Genomic DNA, 22,330 nt, shown 5'->3' with positions numbered 1-22,330 from the left:
AAACGGACTTTTGAGTCCGTTTTTTGTTTCACTAATGGAATCTAACACCCCTCCATATTCAAACTCAACTTCCCATCCTTTTGCAAAAGGATAAAAGGCACTTTCTCCAAAGTACAACGGGGTTCAATCGTAAATTGAATATAACATCTTACTTCAAAATTTTCGTCGGACAAGACTTTTAATCTTTGTTTGTAATGGGTGTTTTTACGAACCCAATTCACCAAACCTTCGCCTTTGTCTAATTCTTCTTTGGATAAGGGTGTTTCAATGAGGTTTCCGTTGGTTTGGATCTTACCAGGTTCGTCAAGCACAAGCATAAATTTTCCCGAAAAATCCCGTTTGGCATTTGGCGAAACAAAATAAGCATTCTTCTTCAGGTTCATTTGAACCGATAGCACATATTCGTCGCTATTTTGTTTATCTACCCGAATAAGGGAAGAGTAGAGTGCGTCATCTCGCACCAGATCGTCGCTAAAATGTGTAGGTTCGACATAAACACTGTCTTGAACTGTTGCATTGGCGACAAAATCCTCCGATTTTACATTTGTGCAATTGTAATTGATTGAAAGGAGTGCTAATCCATAAAATAAACTGTTGTTCATGATTGATGATTTTTAAAGTTAATAGTTGAAATATAAAGTGAAGCGTCAGTTGTTTTTTAGCGCTACCAAGGTCCATCCCTAGTTACATTAACAAAAGAATTGTTTTCAAAGCGATAAGCACCTTTAAAACCTACAAACCAAAGGCGGTCTTGCTGATCTTCGTAGATTTGAAAAGGTAAAGGACCAGTTTCTCCTTGTCCAATATGAAATTTTGTAATTTTTTTGTCTTTATACTTGTAAATATCACGCCTGTTTGCGGTAAACCAAATGATGCCGTTTTTATCTTCAAAAACACAACCCACACCTTCATCGGTTTCATAAAGATTTTCAGACCTATTAATAAGTTTGTTTCCATCATATTCAAAAAGTCCTTTCGAGGTCGATATCCAATAATTTCCCTTTGAATCCTGCATGATTTGATGCACAAAATTAGATAGAAGTCCGTCCTTTTCTGAAATAGAATTTAAAGTCTTGCCATCATAAACATAAGCTCCGCCATTGGTTCCAAACCATATTCTGCCTCTATTATCTTTTATGATCGAACGAACCATTTTGGTTGTGCTAACGCCTTTTGTAGGATCTATTTTGCCTTCTGGAATTTCAAATGGGGTTAAGGTTTCTCCATCAAAAGTAAAAACGCCCTCCGTTGTTCCTATCCAAAGAATTCCTTCTTTATCCATAATCATGCTCCAAAGGCTACTGCTGGTTAGGATATTTTTTTCGTAAAAAACGGTAAAATAGTGTCCGTCATATTTTGCAATTCCACCTCCAAAACCAATCCAGATGTTTCCTGTTTTATCTTCCAGAATGACATGAACTGTTACTTGTTGATGAATCGAATCTTTAAGATCAAAATACACCAAGCCGTTTCGATCCTTCCTGCAAAGGCCATTTTGAGAACCAAACCAAAAATTTCCTTTTTTGTCTTGAAAAACAGTTCGAACAACACCACTTATTTGATTTCCTTGATATTCTTTATCGTGTGGGTCCACTCTAAATTCCGGTAAAGTTTCAGCTTTCATACTGATACTGTCTTGGTGTATTTTTACTTTTTCGGTCTTAAATTTTAATAGTGATGTGTTTTTTTCTGCTTGACCGACACATGAAGAAGAAAGGAAAGATAAGAGTAGGGATAAGCTAATGGTTTTAAAATTTTGGAAATATAATTTTATATTTTTCATCATTGTATAATGGTGGTATTTACAAATTTTGTTGTGAAATGAAAACATGCTTGTTAAAATAATTTGATGTAAAACTAGCCTAATCAATTTGTTGAAATGTAAAAAAAATGCAAAAGAAGTGTCAACGGTTTTAAAAAATGACAAAATTGTATGTTCTTTGCACCACTTATGAATCGACAAAAAATTTATTTCTACAGCAGTCTTTGCTTGGCAGTTTTTGCATCTATCCTGCTTGTAGTTCCTGATAAAAAAGACGATACTTTTTCTGAATTGGTCAAAATTGCGTTGCGGGATGCAGGAAATAAATTGTTGCTTTCCAATCAAGACAGTACTTCGCTGATATTGCCGGTTCAGAAAGTGGAAACTTCTAAATACCAACTTTCTTTTGAAAAGGCACTCGCCATGAATCCTGACAGTTTGGTGAGGATTATAGGTCGAAGTTTTCAAAAAGCAAACTTGCCTTTGGAGTACCAAATTGAAGTGAAGCAATGTGAAGATTTGGAAGTAGCCTATAGTTTTCTAAAATATGCAAACAAGGAGAAAAGCATTATTCCTTGCAGCGGACGATTCTTGCCTCAAAAATGTTATACAATCGAAGTACGCTTTTTAGAAAAAACGACCACTTCGAGTACTAAATTCATTTGGATTGTACTTTTAATTGGAAGTAGTATTCTGGCTTTTGTTTTCTTTCCTAGACATAAGAAAGTAAGAGAAACTAATTCAACAAATGGTAATAGCATTCCGCTAGGCAAGTTTCAATTCTATCCAGACGAAAATAAATTAATGGTGGAAGCGACTGAAATAAGTCTTTCAAAAAAGGAAGTCGAATTGCTAACGGTTTTTGTTGAAAACCCAAATAAAGTCATCAAACGCGAAGAACTTTCCAAAAAAGTATGGGAGGATCATGGTGTTTTTGTTGGAAGAAGTTTGGATACCTATATCTCTAAATTGCGTAAGAAATTGAGTGAGGATGAATCCATCAAATTAACCAATGTACATGGAATTGGGTATATGCTGGAGGTGAGAAACAATTAGAAATAAGACTAAGGAATCTTATTTTTGTTTGAACAGCGCTATTTAAATTTAAGCTTTTCAAAAACTTCCTTTGGCAACAGTTGTTTTAGCATATCCATAGTATGTTTTTCTGCGTAAAGAAACTTCCAGTTCTTTTGGCCATCATCAGAAACTGCATAGGCCGGCAACTCGATTAAAATTTCGAAAGTGTCCGATTCCTTGTTATACAAAACATTTTTAGCACCATACAAATCATCATAAACGCTCTTAGAAAAACCCACTAATTGTTGCTTATCGCTTTCTGTCTTATCTCTTTCATGCTCCATTTTTATATACAATTGCATCGAATAGGTAAGCATAGAATAATATTTGTTCCCGATTTTCTGAGCATCTGCTATATCGTAAACTTTTGTGTTTTCCAGATGAGTCGAATTATTGCTGGAAGAAATTTCCGCAAGCTTCAATAATTCTGATTTTGGATAGATTTCAAAAAATTCAGGGGCAAAATAATCGAATGCCTTCTTGTAATTCTTGGCCTTAACAAAACCGACATAAGTGTCAAAGTCAGCAAGTATTGTTTTTTTATACCCCTGAGCATTCACAATTATGCTTACTACAATGAGGAGTAAAGTATAGAGTATTTTTCTTGTTTTCATAGATAATTATTCAATTTTATATCTTAAAGTTCCTTGCACTAATTCGATTATCAAACCTTCTTTATTTCGTAAAAATTTGGTTTTATTTGGATTAAAACCTACGACTATTTCATCGTATTTATAAATATGGTTTGCGTCAATTGCATAATTGTCATAGATTGTATTTAAGGTTGTAAAGGTTTTTACATCAGCACCTTCTATTTCCCAAATATGATCACCATCGCTATTTGGCTTTGTGAAGTAAATATTATTTTTGTCTTTTCCATACCACGCACCGTCATCAAATTTTTTATAAGTATCTACATCAATACTTTGAGAAATTAAACTACTGAAAAATTCATTATCTATGGGTTCTCCATTTTTTCCAGGACGAACTGAACCTGTTTTGATGTATAAATGCCCATATTCATTTTTATAAAATTGATTTTTTACATGCTTTAATTTCGAATCTTCATTTATCTCATAGCCAATTGGGCAATTGCATTTTACGCTACAATCATTTCCATGACATACCTTTTCGAATTTCTGCGAACAGCCATTCAATGAAATGGTTAAAATCATTATTAAATATAAAAATTTCTTCATTGTTTTTTTTTATAGGTGTAAGCTTTATGGGATGTGACTTTACAATGTCTGTGAAAATTGAAACTGAGTTCGCTCGGCTGGACTAAACGAAGTTATGGAAAAAGAAACGAACTTTCACAACCAAACAGCAATAGCGCAAAACCGCTGTTAGGCGATGTGCTTGTTGTTGATCACGTGATTGAGAAATCTAGAAATTGAATTTATGGAATTTACTATGAATTCTGGATTGTCAATCATTAAAACCATAGTTTCATTAATTTCGTTAATCTGAAAATTATCTTTTGAAAATTCTACTACACTTCTATAATCATTATGATTGATAGTAAATATTCCGTCAGAATGAACTATTAGATTTCTAATTTTTCTAAAGTCGTTTACAAATTTCCATAACTTTATTTTGGAAATATCGTGATTTAAAGTCTTTAATAAATATAGTTTTACTCTGTCGATATCATTTGCACCCTTTAAATCTGACAATCGAAACTTTACGTCAAAATTTTCGTGAATTGTTTGACAAATCTTATTTAATTCAGCTTCTAGAAAAGAATAAATTTGAATTATAACTGAATATCTAAATCTCTGAACAAATTGCTTTTCAATATCATTGGAATATTCAGAAAATGGCTTATACAAACTTTTAATCTTTTCCAATTCTATACCTTTGTCCATGCCGATTTGCAGATGTAATTTTATATGATCATGATATTTCTCAGAAAGATCATTACAATGAATGAAAAGCTTTTCGTCAATGGTCATGAAATAATTTCTAAAATAGTTTCTCGAAAAATCAATATCTGACAGTTGGTTTTTTACGATAATAGATAAATTCTCCATAACAATTGTTTTTAGCATTTCGCCTAACTTCTTTATATGCCTGACATATCATACATATCCACCCAAATTTAGAAAGATAGGTGTGATTTCCGTCAACTTTATTTCTTCAAATATAATTATAAATCACTATAAATCATCAATAAGGCTTTTACACATCTTTTATTACAGTCTCAAAAGTCTGATATCGCTCCGACAACTCCTGATATCCTCCCGATAACTTCAGATAACGTTTCGACAATTCCTGATATTGTCCCGACAACTTCTGAATACGCTCCGACAACTCCTAATAATACTCCGATAACTTCTGATAATGCTCCGACAACTTTTAAAAAGCTACATAAAACCCTAAAAAAAATAAAAAAAAACAGGCACTACCATGTTGTTAAAGCTAAGGCAGTGTCTGTCTGAAAAAGGGATTAAAACTTATATTATTCTTTGGGTTTAACCGAAAACTCCTTTACAAAAGGCTGCAATTCAATTCCTGCTGCATACAATTGCGATTTAGAACGTTCCAGAATGTCAGAATGCATGTTCCAAAAGTCAGCATTATTGGCCCATGGTCGAACGGCAATCGTCACGCCATTGTCTACCAAGCCTGTCACCACAACAGCAGGAGCCGGTTCTTTCAAGACTCTTGGATCGTTTTCTACGATGCTGCTCAATATGTTTTTCACTTCCTGCAAGTTAGAATCATACGAAACCGTGAAGTTGATGTCGGCTCTTCTGGTTCCCGCGACAGAATAGTTGATAATGTTCCCGTTGGACAAAGCACCATTCGGAACAAAAATCGTTTGATTGTTTGAACTTGAAAGTCGGGTCACGAAGATTTGGATTTCGGCAACCGTTCCCGAAACGCCTTGGGCTTCAATAAAATCGCCCACCCGAAAAGGCTTGAATAAAATAATCAACATTCCGCCAGCAAAATTCGATAGCGAACCTTGAAGCGACAAACCAACAGCCAAACCAGCGGCTCCCAAAATAGCTACAAAAGACGAAGTCCCGATGCCTAATTTATCGATAACTGAAACGAAAAGTAGTACTCTCAATACCCAAAGTAGGATATCGGCTAAAAATTTAGATAGGGTAGGATCAAAATCTCGGGCCACCATAATCCTGCGGATCATTCTGTTTATAAGCCTGATGGCATACAGTCCGATAAAAAGAATTAAAAAGGCCGAGATCAATCTTGGCGAATAATCTACGAGTATGCTGATGAATTGTGAGGTATATTTTCCGATGTAGTCTGTTCCGGTAACCACTTGTGTTTCTAATTCTTCCATATTGAATTTTTGGTTTATAAAAAAAATGCCCTTTCGGCTTTGAAAGGGCAAAATTAATACTTTAACATTCGTTCTGAAAAAGTTTAGCCTAAAACTTACGTTAAAAAACGGTTTCTAGTCACCAATTTCGTCAGCAGCTTTTTGTATTTGAATTTCAGCTCGTTGTGCTTTTTGTTCCAAGGTTTCTTCGGCTTCTTCTATTTCTTCCGAAACGGTTGCTGCAACTTCCTCGGCTTTAACTTCTGCAGCTTCCACTTTTTCAGTCACAACTTCCTCTGCTTCTTCTACCTTTTCTTGTGTTTCCTCGGCTTTAAGCTCAACAAAATCTACGGTTTGTTCCTTCTTTTCATGGGCTTGATCAACAAAATCGGTCACTTTTTCTTTTACGGTTTCAAAAGCTTCGATTGCTTTTCCCTTAGCTTCTTCAGCAAATTCTTCCGCTTTATCTAAATAAGGTGCTGCTTTTTCTTTGGCAGTTTCCAGATATTCTTCGGCTTTTTCGATAATTGGTTCTGCCTTTACTTTTGCTTTTTCGTAGTTTTCTCTCGCAAAATCTTCTACGTTTTCTGCTACTTCGGCCGCTTTCTCTTTGGAGGAGCCAAATAGATTTTTAAAAAAAGTTCCTAGTCCCATAATTTTTGTTTTTTTTTTAGTTGTATCAAACGTACAAAAAAATGACTAACAAATTTATAATTAGTATTTTAATTCTGATAACGTAAGTTCAAAATCCCGAGATGGAATTTGACAAACGCGATTTTGGCACACATAAAAAAGCGTTTCGTTTTCCACAAATCGGTCGTTTAAAAACGGCAATAACGAATGCTTTTCGGCTCCAGCCAAAATGATATTGGGAAGATAGTCTTGATGGATAGTCTTGATGTAATGTTTGGTGTCTTTTCCTGTAATCGCCAATTCTTTATTTTGTTCCGAAAAGTGCAAAAAGACGTTCATCCAATTGGCAAAGGCCGATGGATAATCGATATTCGGAATGATGTTTTGAAGCATCTCCTGAACCACTTTTTCATAGTAGCTGTTTTCAAAATAAATCGAAAGGACGAATAGATTCTCTGCCATAACCGAATTCGATGCTGGAATCACGTTGTCTTCGGTTTCATAATGTTTGGAAATCAAGGCTTCATCCAAATCAGACGTAAAGGCAAAAAAAGATTTTTCGCTGTCATAAAAATGTTCAAAACAATAATCGGTTAGTTGCTTTGCATTCAACAGCCATTTTTCGTCGATTGTTACTTCATAAAGGGCAATGAAGCTATTAATCAGAAGGGCATAATCTTCCAGATAGGCATTGATGGTGCTTTTGCCGTCCTTATAATTTCGAAATAAATTGCCATCTTCCGTCCACAGGTTTTTGATGATGAACTTGGCATTTTCCAAGGCGATTTCCAAGTAGTTTTCATCTTGTAAAGCTTTGTAGGCATCTACAAAACCCTTGAGCATAATGGCATTCCAAGAAGTGAGACATTTGTCATCAAGTCGCGGCTTGCTTCGTTTTTCTCTTTCCTTATATAAAAGGTGTTCCCAGGATTTCTTTTTTGCTTGAAGCAAATGAGATTCAATTTGATTTTTTGATGCAATTTCTTCCAGCGTTTCTTTCTGAATCAGAACATAATTGCCTTCCTCCCAATAGCCAAAATCATTGATGTTGAAAACCTGACTAAAAAGTTCGAAGTCTTCCTGCAAAATCAATTGCAATTCTTCTTTTTTCCAAACATAGAAAGCACCTTCTTCCAGATGCTGGTTTTTGGTCAAACTATCAGCATCCAATGCACAATAGAAACCACCTTGATTGTTAGAAAGTTCTGTTGAAACAAAGTTCAGGGTTTTTTCAATCACTTCTTTATAAAGTGGGTTTTTGGTCAATTTATAAGCATCGGAATACAAAGAAACGAGTTGGCCGTTGTCATACAACATTTTTTCGAAATGCGGAACATGCCATTTCATATCTACCGAATATCGTGAAAATCCACCATCAACGGTATCGAAAAGTCCGCCGAAAGCCATTTTAGTTAAGGTTAGGTTTACGAAATCGAGTAGTTCTTTATTGTTGGTTTGATAGCCATATCGCAATAGGAACTTATAATTATTGGGCATCATGAATTTTGGAGCACGAGCCATTCCCCCAAAATCATGGTCGAAACTTTTGGTCCATTTTTCTAGTAGTGTTTCGAGTATTTCGTGACCTAAATCGGTATTTGTTTTTTTTTCGATTAAATTCAAACTTTCAATTCCGAGATGTAATTTTTCTGCATATTCGATCATCTTTTCGGGATTGCTTTCAAAAAGTTTTTGAAGCTGTTCCAAGGTTTCAACCCATTCTTCCTTGCGAAAATAAGTGCCACCCCAAACTGGTCGTCCATCAGGAAGACACACCACGTTCAAAGGCCAGCCGCCTCTTCCAGTCATGATCTGAACGGCTTTCATATAAACGGCATCAATATCTGGACGTTCTTCACGGTCGATTTTGATGTTGATAAAATGCTGGTTCATCGTTTGTGCAGCTTCCTGATCTTCGAAGGTTTCGTGTTCCATGACATGACACCAATGGCAAGCGGAATATCCGATGCTAACAATTATCAATTTATTTTGATTTTTGGCCGTAGCCAAAGTATCGCTGCTCCACGATTTCCAATATACTGGATTTTGGGCGTGTTGGAGTAGGTAAGGGCTGGTTTCTTTGGAAAGTTCGTTCATGGGGTTGAATCTAAATAAAAAAAATCGTCTCAAAATTGAAACGCTTAAAATTACTATTTTTTTGTGGGGTTATCTATTAATAGCTTCCACTTTTATATTTTCGTCGTTGAGCTTTTTAGAAGCCATCTAGATCATTTAGCAACGAGCATATTTTTAACAGATGCAAATGGCAGTGCCTACCAATTTTTCCTAAATTTACCATTCGGGGAAACCATGGCCGAGCAATATCCTGACAGCTACTACAAGACACCGTTCAAGTTTAGCGGCAAGGAGCTGGATGAGCATACAGGGTTGCACTATTTTGGGGCGAGGTATTATGATTCTAGGATAAGTATTTGGTTGAGTGTGGATCCTTTGGCCGAGAAGGGACCAAACATTAATCCATATGTTTATTGTATGGAGAATCCTATAAGTCTGATTGATCCAGATGGAAGATGGCCTGGTGGGCCAAATGGGGGAGGAGGATGTCTTGGTGCTGATCCAGCTGACCCTGATAGAGGTAAGAGTAGGCAATCTGTATTAGATAAGGCTAGGCTTGATGGAGCTGTAAACTGTATTCTGGGTTATTATACAGCGGCAAAATCTGTAGTACAGAATCCTAAAAAAGCTGCAAAGAATGTTCTAGTTGGAGTTTTTTCAGTCTTGAATTCTCACCTTAATAGGACCGTAGCTGATGATGTTTCCGCAGCAGTCTCAAATGCTTATGATAATTGGGTAAAGAGAATAAAACATAGCCCCGATCCCGAAAAGGAGTTTGCCACTTGGCAAGGTGAAATAGCAACTGATATAGGAATTACTCTTATAACCGACGGAGCATTAAGGTCTGTCAAGTTAGGTAGAGGATTTGGTATTGCTGAGGAAGTTGGGGAAACGGGATATGTAGGAATACAGAGTGTTTCGGGGTATGTAGGAATACAGAGTGTTTCAATGACCGATAACTTGGTTCGTATTGTCGCCATGGAGGATGATATATTGATTTTTTCAGCTAATATTGGAACTGAAACAGTTGAAGGGATCGCAAATTTTTCTATTAATGAAGGAATACTGTATTTAGATAAAGCACATATTCAAGGTTCTGAGGCAGGAAAGGTTGGAAGAAAAGCATTATGGGATATGGGTGAAGATCTAGGAAGACAGTTTAACGTGAGGGAAGTACATGTTCAAGGAGGTGTAAGGACAACAGGAAAATATAAAGGGAAACTCCCTTCGCCTTGGATAATTAAAGTAAATTATTAAATATGATAAAGTTAGAAATGACAGGTTGGAGAGAAGGTTTAGAAAAGGTATCTCTTACAAAATTGCAAATGGATATATTGCAAATATCTTTAAAGGTATCAAAATCTAATGTGGATTCTCTTTTGGATAATAAAAAAGTTATCATTGAAATTGAAAGTTTAGATTTGGCCCAAGAGTTTTTGAAACAAGCTGAAAAAATTGGAGTAAATTGTAAACTGGTGCTAGATTAAAGCTCTGAGCTCTGCAAAGTACTCCTTGAAAAACACAAAAAATCTTAAACGTCGGCTGTGTTGTGCGAATATCTCTCGACTTCGCAACACCTATAAAATAAAAAACTACAACGATAAAAAGTTGTAGTTTTTTATTTTATAGACCGCCCTTTTACTAGTATGTCAAGCAAAGGTATAGTTGTTTAGTAGGGAAGAAACAAAAAAAAAGCGTCTCAAAATGGAAACGCTTAAAATTATCAATGTTTAAAAATACTTTAAAAAATGCTCCACATCCCACTATAATCCTTCAGAGGCTTTGAATTTAATTAATAATAGTCTTGATGGTATAGAGAATTTTCATGCAGGTCCCGACGATAGAATGTTCGGTATCCTCGATGATAAGTATGTTACCCGTCATCCTAATGGTAATGTAACTGCTCTGACGAAATGACATCGAATTGAAATTGAGGCTAGTGGTTCATTTACTATCTTTGAAAGAAAGTCAGGTAAATTATTTTTCTCAAAATAATCACAAATGGATAAAAAAATGAAAACATATATTGAAACAATTGAATTTCTAAGTAAGTTATCAATCAAGTATGTTTCACACAATTTTTCTTCAGGAGCTATCATGTTAGATGTTTGGTATAATGATAGCTTTTATGTAGTCCAATTTGAAGCAGATTTTATAGGATTTTCTGAAGTAACGGATAATATTGGTTTTGATGCCAATCCTGACGAGAAATTCTATGATCATAGATTATTTAAAGAACGATTGGAAAAACTCTTTTAAATGAGTTGTTCTTATATTGATTTGAGTCGTTATTAAGTTTAATCAAGTAATGATAAGTTCCCCGCTACCACATTCTATGACAAATAAAAATCCAAAAATAGAGAAATATCATTTTGAAGAGATTGTTTATATGTTGCTAATCTTGGCAACTGATTTGTCAAGATATGATGATGATCATCTCATAAATTTTACAGAATCTTTAGAAGGCAGAGTAGTAGAATTATTTGATAGAGGATTTCTAAGTTCATTTGAAGTATCTTATGGATTCAAAGATAATGTCGTTGCTGATATTGAATCACTGAGAATAGGAGTTGAAGCTATGATTACTCCGAGATGGCATGTTAAATTAAAAGAAAATAGTAATTATAGGATTAAAATTAGAGAACTTGCAAAGAGGATTTTAGCATCTTTAGAATTGAAGTATATGGAACCAATATTGTATTCTGAAAAATATTTGAATATTGATTGGTAAATGATTATGGTAGGCTTTACCAACTATTAAAAAAATGTTCTTTAAGGCACACCTTCTTAAATGTCGGCTGTGCTGTGTGAATGTCTCTCGACTTCGCAACGCCTAAAAACAAAAAAACTACAACGATAAAAAGTTGTAGTTTTTTTGTTTTATAGATCATCCTTTTGCTAAGATACCAAGCAAATGTATAGTTGTTTAGTAGGGAAGAACCCGAGGCCCTTATATGTAAACGCAACGATAGTGCGGAAATGTTTTCCGTGCCCACAAAGAAAAGAAGCCCATTCAAAACTACAACCCTAAAAAGTTGTAGTTTGGGTTTTCTATAAAAAACCCCCAATTCCCTTTACCAAATGCATTTTTAAGAAACTATGTAATTTTCAAATACCATATTATAAAAATATTCTCCAATTATAAAAACAAATCACTAAAAAAAGTATCTTTACAAAAGAAAGGAGGAGCCTCTTTTTTACTTCATCACGCTAGCTTTGACTACTTCAAAAAGGCTTTCAAATAGCCTCTAAAGCATAGCCATAGCGTACCCATACCGTATCAAGGCCTAGCCAAAGCCTTACCAAAGTAGGTGTTGAGTCAGGGTAAAGCCGTACATAAGTCACTACAAGCTTTATCTTGAGATAACAACCACCTCTCTCAATAGCCATTTACCTACTTCAAAGTGTTCGTCCGTTTTTGAAGAAAAGAGATAAAAAAAGCGCCTCAAAAATTGAGACGCCTGAAAGCACTATTTTTTCTAGGATTATCCGTTAATGGCTTCCACTTTTATGTTTTCATCATTAAGCATGTCTTTCAGCATGTTTTCGATACCGCTTTTTAGGGTGAAGGTTGAAGATGGACAACCGTTGCAAGCGCCTTGAAGCACCACTTTTACACGTTTTTCGGTTGGATCATACGAGTCAAAAAGAATATTTCCACCATCGGCAGCTACGGCAGGTTTTACATATTCTTCCAAGATATTGATGATTTGCTGGGAAGTCGTGTCGAGGTTGTCGAAGTTTTCGATTTTCTGTTTCTCTACTTTTGGGTTATGGGCAATTTGACTTTCGTCGATTACCGTTCCGCCATTTTCGATAAATTCCTTGATAAAAGTTCTCAACTCAAGAGTAATTTCCGACCATTCGTTTACGCCATATTTGGTAACCGATACATAGTTTTCGTCGATAAAAACTTCCTTAACAAACGGGAACTTGAAAAGTTCCTTTGCAAGAGGTGAAGCAGCAGTTTCATCAATGTTCTTGAATTCCATTGCGGTTTTGGTTAACATTCGGCTCACCACAAATTTCAGAACGGATGGATTTGGAGTAGCTTCTCCATAAACGGTAGCCGGTTGTTTTTTTGTTGAAGTTTCACTAACTTTGATGATAGTTCCGCCGTTGTTTACAAAGTTGTTAATTTGTTCAGCAACAGCATCTTTAACGTCATCCCATTCTACAATATTATACCTTTCGATAGCAATAAAATTACTCGCAATATAAACCGATTTTACAAAGGGAAGATAGAACAATTGCTGGGCAATGGGTGAGCTTGAAGCTTCATCTATATTTTTGAATTCGAAGCTTTCATTTTGGACAATAAAATCAGGGAATTCGAACTTTAGGATCGCATTATTTTGCGTTTCCTTTATTATAACATTTATCATTTATTTTGTATTTTTTGCAAATTTAACAAACAAATTTTCTACGAATAAGTATATTTGGTTTTTTAATAGAATAATTAACACTTCGTTGATTATTTATTAATGTATTTTTGATTATCCTACTAATTCTATTTTATATGAAAAGACTTTTACTATTATTGGTGTTTTTAGTAACTACTTTTACTGGTTTTGCTCAGGCAGATGTAGTTGTGACGAATACTAACAATCAAAATCTTTATGTTTCTGGGGCTTCAATTGTCTATTATGTTACAGTACATAACAATGGACCATCACAAGCAACTGATGTTCAGGTATCTTTTCCGATACCTGCTGGTTTTACTGCCTCTTGGACAGGAAGCAATGGTTCTTATGGATCAAATGCTTTGCTCAATACGATTCCTGTATTGGCCTACAATCAAGAAATTACGTATACCTTAACTTTGAATGTTCCTGCAGGATATACTGGAACACTTTCTACTACAGCTAGTGCAACAACTGGATCTGTTGATCCAAATTTAGCGAACAATGAGGCTACAGACGCCGATGCTAGAGCGACAACTGGTGCTGATCTTGTCATTATTAATACGGATTATGAAACCTATTATATTCCGGGAACCAATGGTTTATATGTTATTACGCTAAAGAATAATGGCCCTCAAGTAGCTACTGATGTTCACTTTTTGAATGCTAAGCCAGCTGGTATTGATGTTTCAACTTGGTACTCATCAAATGGAACTAGTGGTAGCGGAAATATCAGTAATGAAATGGAAACCTTGGCTGTTGGTGCAACAGTTACGTACTATTTTACAGTAAATATTCCGGATATTTATGCTGGAACAATGGCGAATATTGCCAACGTGTCGTCGCCAGTCAATGACCCAATACCTGAAAACAATACAAATATCACGGATTATAATATAAAGGCAATTAATGCTGATGTAAAGGTTTCTATTACAGATAACCAAACAATTTATACTCCTGGAGGTACAGCTTCATATACTGTTGTTGTTAAAAACGATGGGCCTTTGGCAGCTACTAATGTAAATGTGGTTAGCACTTTCCCTGCAGGAATTGCAACAATCAACTGGAGTGGTAATAGTACTTCAGGTACAGGTGCTTTGAATAATGTTATTGCAAATTTAGCTTCTGGTGTGTCAGTTACCTATACAATTGATATTCAAATACCTTCAACTTTTACTGGGAATTTAGTTGCTCAAGTTTCGGCGACTGAAGCAAGTCCGCCAAGTCCAGATCCAGTTTTGGCCAATAATACCGCAACTGATACTGATGTTCAAGTTTCGGGGGCAAATATTACCGTAACTAATACCAATTTGCAAACTACTTATGCTCAAGGTTCAACCACTACTTATACCATCACGGTTACAAATAATGGTCCTGAGGTTGCTACTGATGTGAATGTTTTTAATGCAATGCCAAATGGAGTAGTAACCGCTACTTGGGATGGAAATAGTACAACAGGAACTGGTGATTTGCAAAATGTTATTCCTACATTAGCAGTTGGTGCTTCGGTTGTATATACTTTTGAAGTAGAAATTCCATCTAATTATTTAGGAAATTTAAAAAGTGAAACTGTAATAAGTGGCCCAACATTCGACCCTTATCCAACATGCAGCAACTGTATTGATATTGACACTCCAGGTGCTACAGCAAATGCTAATGTGGCGGTAACGATTACAGATGGTCAGAGTTCGTATGTTGCCAATCAAACATTAACCTATACAGCAACAGTTACTAACAATGGGCCAACTGCAGCAAGTAATGTGCATGTTGTGGTTCCTATTCCTAATGGAATCACTAACTTTTCATGGACTGGAAACAACGGATCGAGTGGAACCAATACAGGTTTAAACAATACTATTGTAAGTTTGCCAAACGGCCAATCTGTTGTTTACACAATTGTACTGCAAATACCTGCTGGTTTTACGGGGAATTTGGTCAATCAAATCTCGGCAACAAGTGCTACAAATGATCCAGTATTGACAAACAATACAGCTATCGACACCGATACGCCAGCTACGTCAGGTGCTGATATCAAGATTACCAATACTAATAATACTAATTTCTTTATACCTGGAGCAGACTCAGTTTACACCATTACCGTTACTAATGAAGGGCCTCAAACGGCATACAACGTAAAAGTGAACAATCCGCTTCCTACAGGTGTAACAGCGGTCTCATGGACTGATGGAGGTACACAAAACGGTTTAACGGCAATGACAACTGCTAATAACAACATTGCACAATTGAATGTGGGTGAAAGTTATGTCTATACAGTAACAATGACGATTGCTGCAGGACAAACTGCAAATATTGTGAACGTGGCAACAGCATTGGCTCAAACACCTGCAGATCCAAATCAACCTAACCAAAGTACCGATACAGATGTTTTAGGACAATCTGATATTTCAGTTACCAATACCACTACCGAAAGTGCTTACATTTTAGGAGATGATATAATTTATACTGTTACGGTAACCAATAATGGCCCAAGAGAAGCAACTAACGTTGTGGTTGAAAACCTAATTCCTGCGGGAATAACAGCATTTTCATGGACTGGAGATAATAGCTCTTTTGGAACTGATGTTCCTTTGAACAATACGATCCCGACATTGGCGAGTGGAGCTAGTGTAATTTATACTATCACGATTGGAGTTCCGCTAACTTTTACAGGAGATTTGGTAACTACAGCTTCTGCAACAGGTGATGTTCCAGACCCAATTTTGACAAACAATCAGGCGACTGTAACAACTCCTTGGGGACAATATGATATTGAAATTACCAATACAAACGGTCAAGCAGTTTATACCTTAGGGGGAACTTCTAATTATTCGGTAACGGTAACCAACAATGGTCCAAATGACGCCACAAATGTTGTGATTGAAAATCTAATTCCAGCTGGAATTACTGATTTTTCTTGGACCGGAAACGGAAACCCTCCAACAGTTACTGATTTAGTGGATACAATCGCTTTGCTTGAAGTTGGAGATTCAGTTGTTTACACTATTGAGCTAACCGTTCCAAATGATTTTACAGGAAATGTAGTGAGTACGGCAACGGCTACTATTTCAGGAGATTTTGATGAATCAAATAATACAGCAACCGATACGGATGTGTTTTTTAATGGTGCCGATGTTTCCATCTCGGTAACGGATAATGCAACCACTTATATTGCAGGAACTTCAGCAACTTATACGGTAGTTGTCAATAACATAGGTACAACAACAGCGACAAATGTTGTAGTAAACAGTGTGGTTCCAGCAGGTGTGACAAATTACACTTGGTCAGGTAATGGAGCCAATGGGACTGGAGCTATCAACAATACTATTGCTTCCCTTGAAAGTGGTGAAATGGTTGAATATACCATCACCTTCTTTATTCCAGGTACTTATACCGCAGATGTTGTAACGGAAGTTTCAATAGTAAATGCAGATACTAATTTAACGAACAATACAAGTACCGATACAAATATACCTTCGGCTGGAGCCGATTTGGTAGTAGTAAATACGGATGGAGTTCCAAGTTATGTTGCTGGTCAAATTAGAACTTATACGATTCAAGTTACAAACTATGGCCCTCAAGCTGCTCAAAATGTAGAAGTGCTAAATCCAGTTCCGGCAGGAATTGATCCTTCTACGGTAACTTGGTCAGGAAATGCTACTTCAGGAACGGGTAATCTTCAAAATGTTATTCCTACATTAGCTGTGGGACAAACTGTTAGCTATACTTTCATAGTTCCGGTACCAACTAATTTTCCTCAAAATGCCAATTTAGTTTCAGAAGTATCAGTTACAACTGATACCGTAGATCCAAATCCAGGATGTACTCAGTGTGTAGATGTTGATACACCAACTGCATTTGCTGATTTGGTTGTGACCAAATCAGATGGTAGAACAACTTTTCTTTTGAGTGATAATGATACTGCACCACCACAAACAGAATATGTAAATTACTTAATTACAGTAAAAAACAATGGTCCAAGTGACGCAATGAATGTTACTGTGCAAGATCTTGTTCCTGTTGGAATTAATAACGTGAACTCAGTAGTGTGGAATGGAAGTAACGGAACCAGTGGAACTGGAAGTTTAAACCAAGTGATAGGAACTTTGCCGGCTGGTCAAATGGTAACTTATAATATTTCGATAAGAATGCCTACTTCCTTTAATTCATTTTCAGGGAATTTAGTTAATACTGCTACAGCATCAACTTCTACAAACGATAACAATGTAAATAACAATACGGCCACAGATATCAATTTCCCAAGCAAGGATCATATCACAATTGAGCCAGGAAAAGATAATCCGGCTATTCCTACTTATGATGTTACCCAATTAGTAAGGGATATTCTAATTAACGAACCTTGTGTGGATATCTTTAACTATACCTCTTCTGCAAATAGTGCTCAGTTTGGATATTTCCATAAAAATAATTCTAGTTTTCCAATCAAGGATGGTATTATTTTGACTTCAGGTAATATTACTACACTTGATGCTAAATATGATGGAAGTTCAAGTACGGCTATGGGGAATGCAACTCCTGATCCAGATTTACAGATGGTGATGAATGCCAATGGATTGACAAATCAAAATAGGGATGCCTCTTTTGTGAAGTTTCATTTCATTCCGATGGGAAGTGAATTTAGTTTTAATTATCTTTTTGCTTCTCAAGAATACAGTAATTACCAATGCTCTGGGTTTTATGATAGTTTTGCCTTTATTTTAACCAATGAAGAAGATGGAACTTGGGAAAACTTAGCAGTTGTTCCAGAAAGTGGTGACATGGTTTCTGTTGTTACAATTAAGAAAGGAATTTATGGTACTTGTGGTGATATGAATGCTGAATACTTTGGTGTATACAATTCGGCAACTAATGTGGGAACAGCTCCAACTAGTCAGGCAAATGTGGATGCATCAGCTATTAATCTAAGGGGGCAAACTATAAAAATGAAGGCGGCTACAACAGTAGAGCCAGGTGTAGAATATAGTATCAAACTTATTGCTGCTGATGCTTCGGATCAAATTTTAGATACTGCAGTTTTCATCGAAGCAGGAAGTTTCAACATCGGTGGTCCAAGATTAACAGGAACAGGATTGTATGCAGATGACGAAGATTTTTCGGGTCCAAATGCAATCTGTGAAGGTACTACTAGAACTATTAGAGCAGCACTTGAAGCCAATCCCGATATCGTATATACATGGTATAAGGATGATGTATTGATTCCGGGAGCTAATACTTATTTCATCGAAGTAAGTGAGCCGGGTGTTTATAGAGTAGTATTCGAATTTGTCGAATTAAGTTGTTCTCAAAGTGATTTTATTATTGTAGAATTCACACCTCCACCGTTTGACGTCGAAGAGGCGGAAGATTTATATGTATGTAATGATGCAACTCCAGAATTTGACCTTACAGTAAATAAAGCAATCGTTTTGCAGAATTTTGTTGAAGAAGATTTTGATGCTTATTATTATCATACAGCAGAAGATGCCGAATTAGGACAAGATGCAATTCCAGTTGCAGACTTAACAGCTTACCCAGGAGTAGATGGTGAAACAATTTATATCAAAGTGGTAAATATGTTTTCTGGAGGATATTGTGATCCTATCAAGCCATTCCAGTTGTTTCTGACAACAGCACCATCAGGAACTTTTGCATATACTGATGATGGTGGAGAACCTGGTTTCTGTATCGGATCAAGCACTTCAATGTTGCCAGTTGCACCAGGATTAACTGCTGGAGGAATCTATACTGCTACACCTGCTGGTTTAACAATTGTGGATCCTGCAACAGGAGAAATAAATGTAAATACGAGTTTGGAAGGAGTTTATACTGTTAAATATGAATTTACAGGTATGGGATGTGATCCTTTCGAAACTACGACAGAAGTTATTATTAGCCCTTGTGTTACTACAATTGCTGATAATTCAGGTCCTTTATGTGAAGGAACACCAACATTTGATCTTACAGCAACAGATGCAGGGGCTGGAGCTACCTATGAGTGGAAGGATTATAATGGAAACGTAATTTCAACAGACCAGAATCCTACGGGAGTAATTGTTCCGGCAACACCTGGGGATTATATTTATACGGTAGTTGCAACAATTGGAACTTCATCTTCGTCTCCAATTCCAACAACGTTGACAGTTCATCCTACGCCAACGGCTCAGTTTGATACACCTGCATCTAATCCTATTTGTACAGGAGGTGAAGCACAAATTCAAGTTTCTGGAACCCCTGGTGCTATTGTTACCATTTCAAATGGGACAATTGAGTATGATTTAACTTTAGATGCTGTAAGTGGAATTGGAAATGTAACTTTTGTAAATCTACTCGTAGATACAACATATTCTTTAGTAAAAGTAGTTTCCACTACTACACCGCCTTGTGAGTTTATATTTGCTCCAAGTCCGTTTATTGAGTTTACCGTAGGCCTTCCAACAGCCACCATGGTTGGTTTCACCGATCCAGTAATCTGTTTAGGAACAACAGGAACCTTCACAATCCAAGGAACACCAGGAGCCACGGTAACCTATACTGTTGATGGAAATGATCCTGAAACGGTTGTATTGCCGGCTACGGGAGAATTGTCAGTTGAGACACCTATTCAAGATGTAGCTGGAGTTTTCACCTACGAGCTTACAGAAATCACAACCCCTGGTCCTGATGGCTGTTCGAACATGCTAACGGGAGAGACGGCTACTCTTACGGTAAATGCCCTTCCGACAGCTACGTTTGCAACGACAACGCCAACGGTTTGTCAGGATACACCAGCTACAATCCAGTTTACTGGAACACCAGGTGCTATAGTTACCTATAATTTTGGAGGTGCTGATGATACAGTTACACTTGATGCATTAGGAAACTTTGAATTGACAACGCCAAACCTTCCAGATCCGACCCTGTCCTATACTTTTACGTTAGTATCGGTAGAGCAAACCTTGTCAGGAGTTACCTGTTCTGCAGACCTGACAGGATCATTGACTATCGAGGTTGATGACGATCCGGTATTTGTAAGTATTACACCAAATTCAGGAACAGTACTTTGTATTGGAGACGATGTAACCCTTCAAGTCGTAGCTACAGGGGCGAACCTTTCCTACCAGTGGTACAAGAATGATACTACCCAACCAGTAGGGACAGATCAGCCAACCTTCACTATTTCGAATGCCGCATCAACCGATGCAGGGGAATATTTCGTTGTAATATCAGGAAGCTGTGGAACGCCTGTTACCTCTACGATAGTAGAATTGATATTGAATCAGCCTACGGTTATAACAGACGAGCCAGATGCCCAAACGGTTTGTGAGGGACAAGCGATAAACCTTGAGGTTGTTGCCACAGGAGTAGATCTTACCTACCAGTGGTATAAGGGTGCCAATACCCTGCTTCCAACAGAGACAAGCTCAATACTTAACATTGCTTCTGCCACACTTGCGGATGCAGGAACCTACAGATGCGAGGTAATCAATGACTGCCAGACGGTATCGTCACAGACTGTAGTTGTAACGGTAAACCAATTGCCAGCCATTACGGTTCAGCCAGTAGCACCGGCAGCCATCTGTGTTGGGGAACCGATCAGCATGTCTGTATCGGCAACCGGAACGGGACTTACCTATCAATGGTACCTTAACAGTGTAACCCTTATTCCTGGAGCAACATCGGCAAACTATAATGATCCATCGGTTACCTTGGCAGAAGCGGGAGACTATACCGTTGTGGTTAGCGGAACCTGTGCACCAGCTGTAACGTCGACTATCGCAACAGTTGTGGTAAACGAAGGGGCAACGATCGTGCAGGATACACAGGCATCGCCATCAGATACGGTCTGTTCTGGAGATCCTATAATTTTGAGTATTATAACCACTGGAGGAACAAATCCTACCTACCAATGGCAGATTGGTGGAGTTAATATTCCGGGAGAAACAGGACAAACCCTTACGATCAATGCGACCCAGGTTTCCGATACAGGAATCTATACCTGCGTGATCAGCAGTGATTCATGTCCGTCATTCTCATCGTCTCCGCTTGCCGTAACGGTAAACCAGGCACCTGCAATCACAGACCAGCCAGATAGCGAGGAGATATGTGTTGGGGATACCCATAGTCTTACGGTTGAGGCAACAGGTACGAATGTGACCTACCAATGGTACAAGGATACCTTCGCGATACCTACAGCGACATCCAATGTCTATACAATGGATCCTGCAACACTTGCAGATAGTGGGGATTATTACTGCGTGATAAGCAGCGCTTCATGTGCTTCGATAACTTCAGACATAGTAACACTGACAGTACGACCATTGCCGGTTGCAACCATTGCAAATGGAACCGAGGATACGATCTGTTCGGGAGAGAGCTCCGAGATTGTCTTCACAGGAACTCCTGGAGCGGTAGTGATCTATAACATCGTTGGTGTCTTGGATAACGAGACAGTACAGCTCAATGCTGTAACGGGTGAGGCGATCGTGGCTACGGGAACCTTGACCGAAACCACAACTTATGAATTGGTTAGTGTTACCTACACCGGAGTTGATGCCTGTTCACAGGACCTGACAGGTTCTGCAACAGTTACAGTTAACGAATTGCCAGAGGTAACGATCGAGGATGGCTATATCTGTGTGGATCCGATTACTGGAGCAGTGACAAGGACCTATACTTTTGATACGGGACTCAACGATGCCCAATATATTTTCGAATGGTCGGATGCCAATGGCGTGATTGTTGGAGCATCAAGCAGCTTCTATGAGGCATCGGCAGTTGGACAATATGCGGTTAAGATTACAGATGTGGTAACACTTTGTGAGCAGACCGCCTTTGCAACCGTAGACCAGTCCTCTCCGCCAATCAGTTTTGACTATACGGTAAACGACTATTTTTCTCAGAATCCTACGGTTGTCATCACGGCACAGCCAGCGGGAGACTATGAATACCAGTTGGATTATGGTCCGTTCCAGGAAAGTAACGTTTTTGACAACATCAGCATGGGAGAACACACCATCACGGTAAGGGATCCACAGGCATGCGATGTGCTGACAGATGTGGTAACCATCATCGATTATCCAAAGTATTTCACGCCAAATGGGGATGGTATTA

The 22,330-nt window shown here is 37.4% G+C and carries 16 protein-coding genes; 6 read left to right on the top strand and 10 right to left on the bottom strand.

From position 1 onward, the window contains the following. Positions 1-41: 41 nt before the first annotated feature. Positions 42-602: a hypothetical protein gene (locus G508_RS0100090; RefSeq protein WP_026703411.1), complete on the bottom strand. Its 561-nt coding sequence runs from the start codon at positions 600-602 to the stop codon at positions 42-44. 62 nt (positions 603-664) lie between these two features. After that, entirely contained in the window at positions 665-1,786 is a 1,122-nt protein-coding gene (locus G508_RS0100085; RefSeq protein WP_026703410.1) for a ligand-binding sensor domain-containing protein, read from the bottom strand. Between the two features lie 165 nt (positions 1,787-1,951). Between G508_RS0100085 and G508_RS0100080 the strand changes: the two genes are divergently transcribed. Continuing rightward, the gene (locus G508_RS0100080) at positions 1,952-2,818 is read left to right on the top strand and encodes a winged helix-turn-helix domain-containing protein (RefSeq protein WP_245569827.1); all 867 of its coding nucleotides are present in this window, start codon (positions 1,952-1,954) and stop codon (positions 2,816-2,818) included. Between the two features lie 38 nt (positions 2,819-2,856). On the opposite strand, the gene G508_RS0100075 is transcribed toward G508_RS0100080, so the two are convergent. The 6 genes from G508_RS0100075 to G508_RS0100050 form a co-directional block, all read right to left on the bottom strand. Next, the gene (locus G508_RS0100075) at positions 2,857-3,453 is read right to left on the bottom strand and encodes a hypothetical protein (protein ID WP_026703408.1); all 597 of its coding nucleotides are present in this window, start codon (positions 3,451-3,453) and stop codon (positions 2,857-2,859) included. Between the two features lie 6 nt (positions 3,454-3,459). Next, entirely contained in the window at positions 3,460-4,038 is a 579-nt protein-coding gene (locus G508_RS0100070; RefSeq protein ID WP_084625887.1) for a DKNYY domain-containing protein, read from the bottom strand. 147 nt (positions 4,039-4,185) lie between these two features. Continuing rightward, entirely contained in the window at positions 4,186-4,872 is a 687-nt protein-coding gene (locus G508_RS0100065) for a hypothetical protein (RefSeq protein WP_157485840.1), read from the bottom strand. A 428-nt stretch (positions 4,873-5,300) separates the two neighbouring features. After that, complete coding sequence (locus G508_RS0100060) at positions 5,301-6,152, bottom strand: mechanosensitive ion channel family protein (protein WP_051197411.1); 852 nt, start codon at positions 6,150-6,152, stop codon at positions 5,301-5,303. Between the two features lie 114 nt (positions 6,153-6,266). Next, positions 6,267-6,785, bottom strand: coding sequence for a hypothetical protein (locus tag G508_RS18340; RefSeq protein ID WP_051197366.1), 519 nt, complete (start codon positions 6,783-6,785; stop codon positions 6,267-6,269). Between the two features lie 60 nt (positions 6,786-6,845). Further along, positions 6,846-8,861 (bottom strand): thioredoxin domain-containing protein, encoded by a 2,016-nt coding sequence (locus tag G508_RS0100050; protein WP_026703404.1) that lies wholly within the window; start codon positions 8,859-8,861, stop codon positions 6,846-6,848. Between the two features lie 63 nt (positions 8,862-8,924). On the opposite strand from G508_RS0100050, the gene G508_RS0100040 reads away from it, so the two are divergent. Together G508_RS0100040 and G508_RS0100035 are read left to right on the top strand one after the other, a co-directional pair. Next, positions 8,925-10,097, top strand: coding sequence for an RHS repeat domain-containing protein (locus G508_RS0100040; RefSeq protein ID WP_245569826.1), 1,173 nt, complete (start codon positions 8,925-8,927; stop codon positions 10,095-10,097). Between the two features lie 2 nt (positions 10,098-10,099). Further along, complete coding sequence (locus G508_RS0100035; protein WP_026703402.1) at positions 10,100-10,327, top strand: hypothetical protein; 228 nt, start codon at positions 10,100-10,102, stop codon at positions 10,325-10,327. 301 nt (positions 10,328-10,628) lie between these two features. Here the strand turns inward: G508_RS0100035 and G508_RS20460 are convergent, their stop codons facing one another. Continuing rightward, positions 10,629-10,760, bottom strand: coding sequence for a hypothetical protein (locus tag G508_RS20460; RefSeq protein WP_281170197.1), 132 nt, complete (start codon positions 10,758-10,760; stop codon positions 10,629-10,631). A gap of 93 nt (positions 10,761-10,853) precedes the next feature. Here G508_RS20460 and G508_RS0100030 point away from each other — a divergent pair, with 93 nt between their 5' ends. After that, the gene (locus G508_RS0100030; RefSeq protein WP_157485839.1) at positions 10,854-11,099 is read left to right on the top strand and encodes a hypothetical protein; all 246 of its coding nucleotides are present in this window, start codon (positions 10,854-10,856) and stop codon (positions 11,097-11,099) included. 76 nt (positions 11,100-11,175) lie between these two features. Next, positions 11,176-11,571: a hypothetical protein gene (locus G508_RS0100025; protein WP_157485838.1), complete on the top strand. Its 396-nt coding sequence runs from the start codon at positions 11,176-11,178 to the stop codon at positions 11,569-11,571. Positions 11,572-12,325: 754 nt separating this feature from the next. Here G508_RS0100025 and G508_RS0100010 read toward each other — a convergent pair. Continuing rightward, on the bottom strand, positions 12,326-13,225 hold the full coding sequence (locus G508_RS0100010; RefSeq protein WP_026703399.1) for a NifU family protein: 900 nt from the start codon (positions 13,223-13,225) through the stop codon (positions 12,326-12,328). Between the two features lie 134 nt (positions 13,226-13,359). Between G508_RS0100010 and G508_RS18335 the strand changes: the two genes are divergently transcribed. Beyond that, the coding region (locus G508_RS18335; RefSeq protein ID WP_035693776.1) for a choice-of-anchor L domain-containing protein at positions 13,360-22,330 on the top strand (8,971 nt) is incomplete at its 3' end.

Source organism: Flavobacterium soli DSM 19725 (genome assembly GCF_000422705.1).
Taxonomy (GTDB): domain Bacteria; phylum Bacteroidota; class Bacteroidia; order Flavobacteriales; family Flavobacteriaceae; genus Flavobacterium; species Flavobacterium soli.
This window is presented reverse-complemented; position numbering and strand designations above follow the sequence as displayed.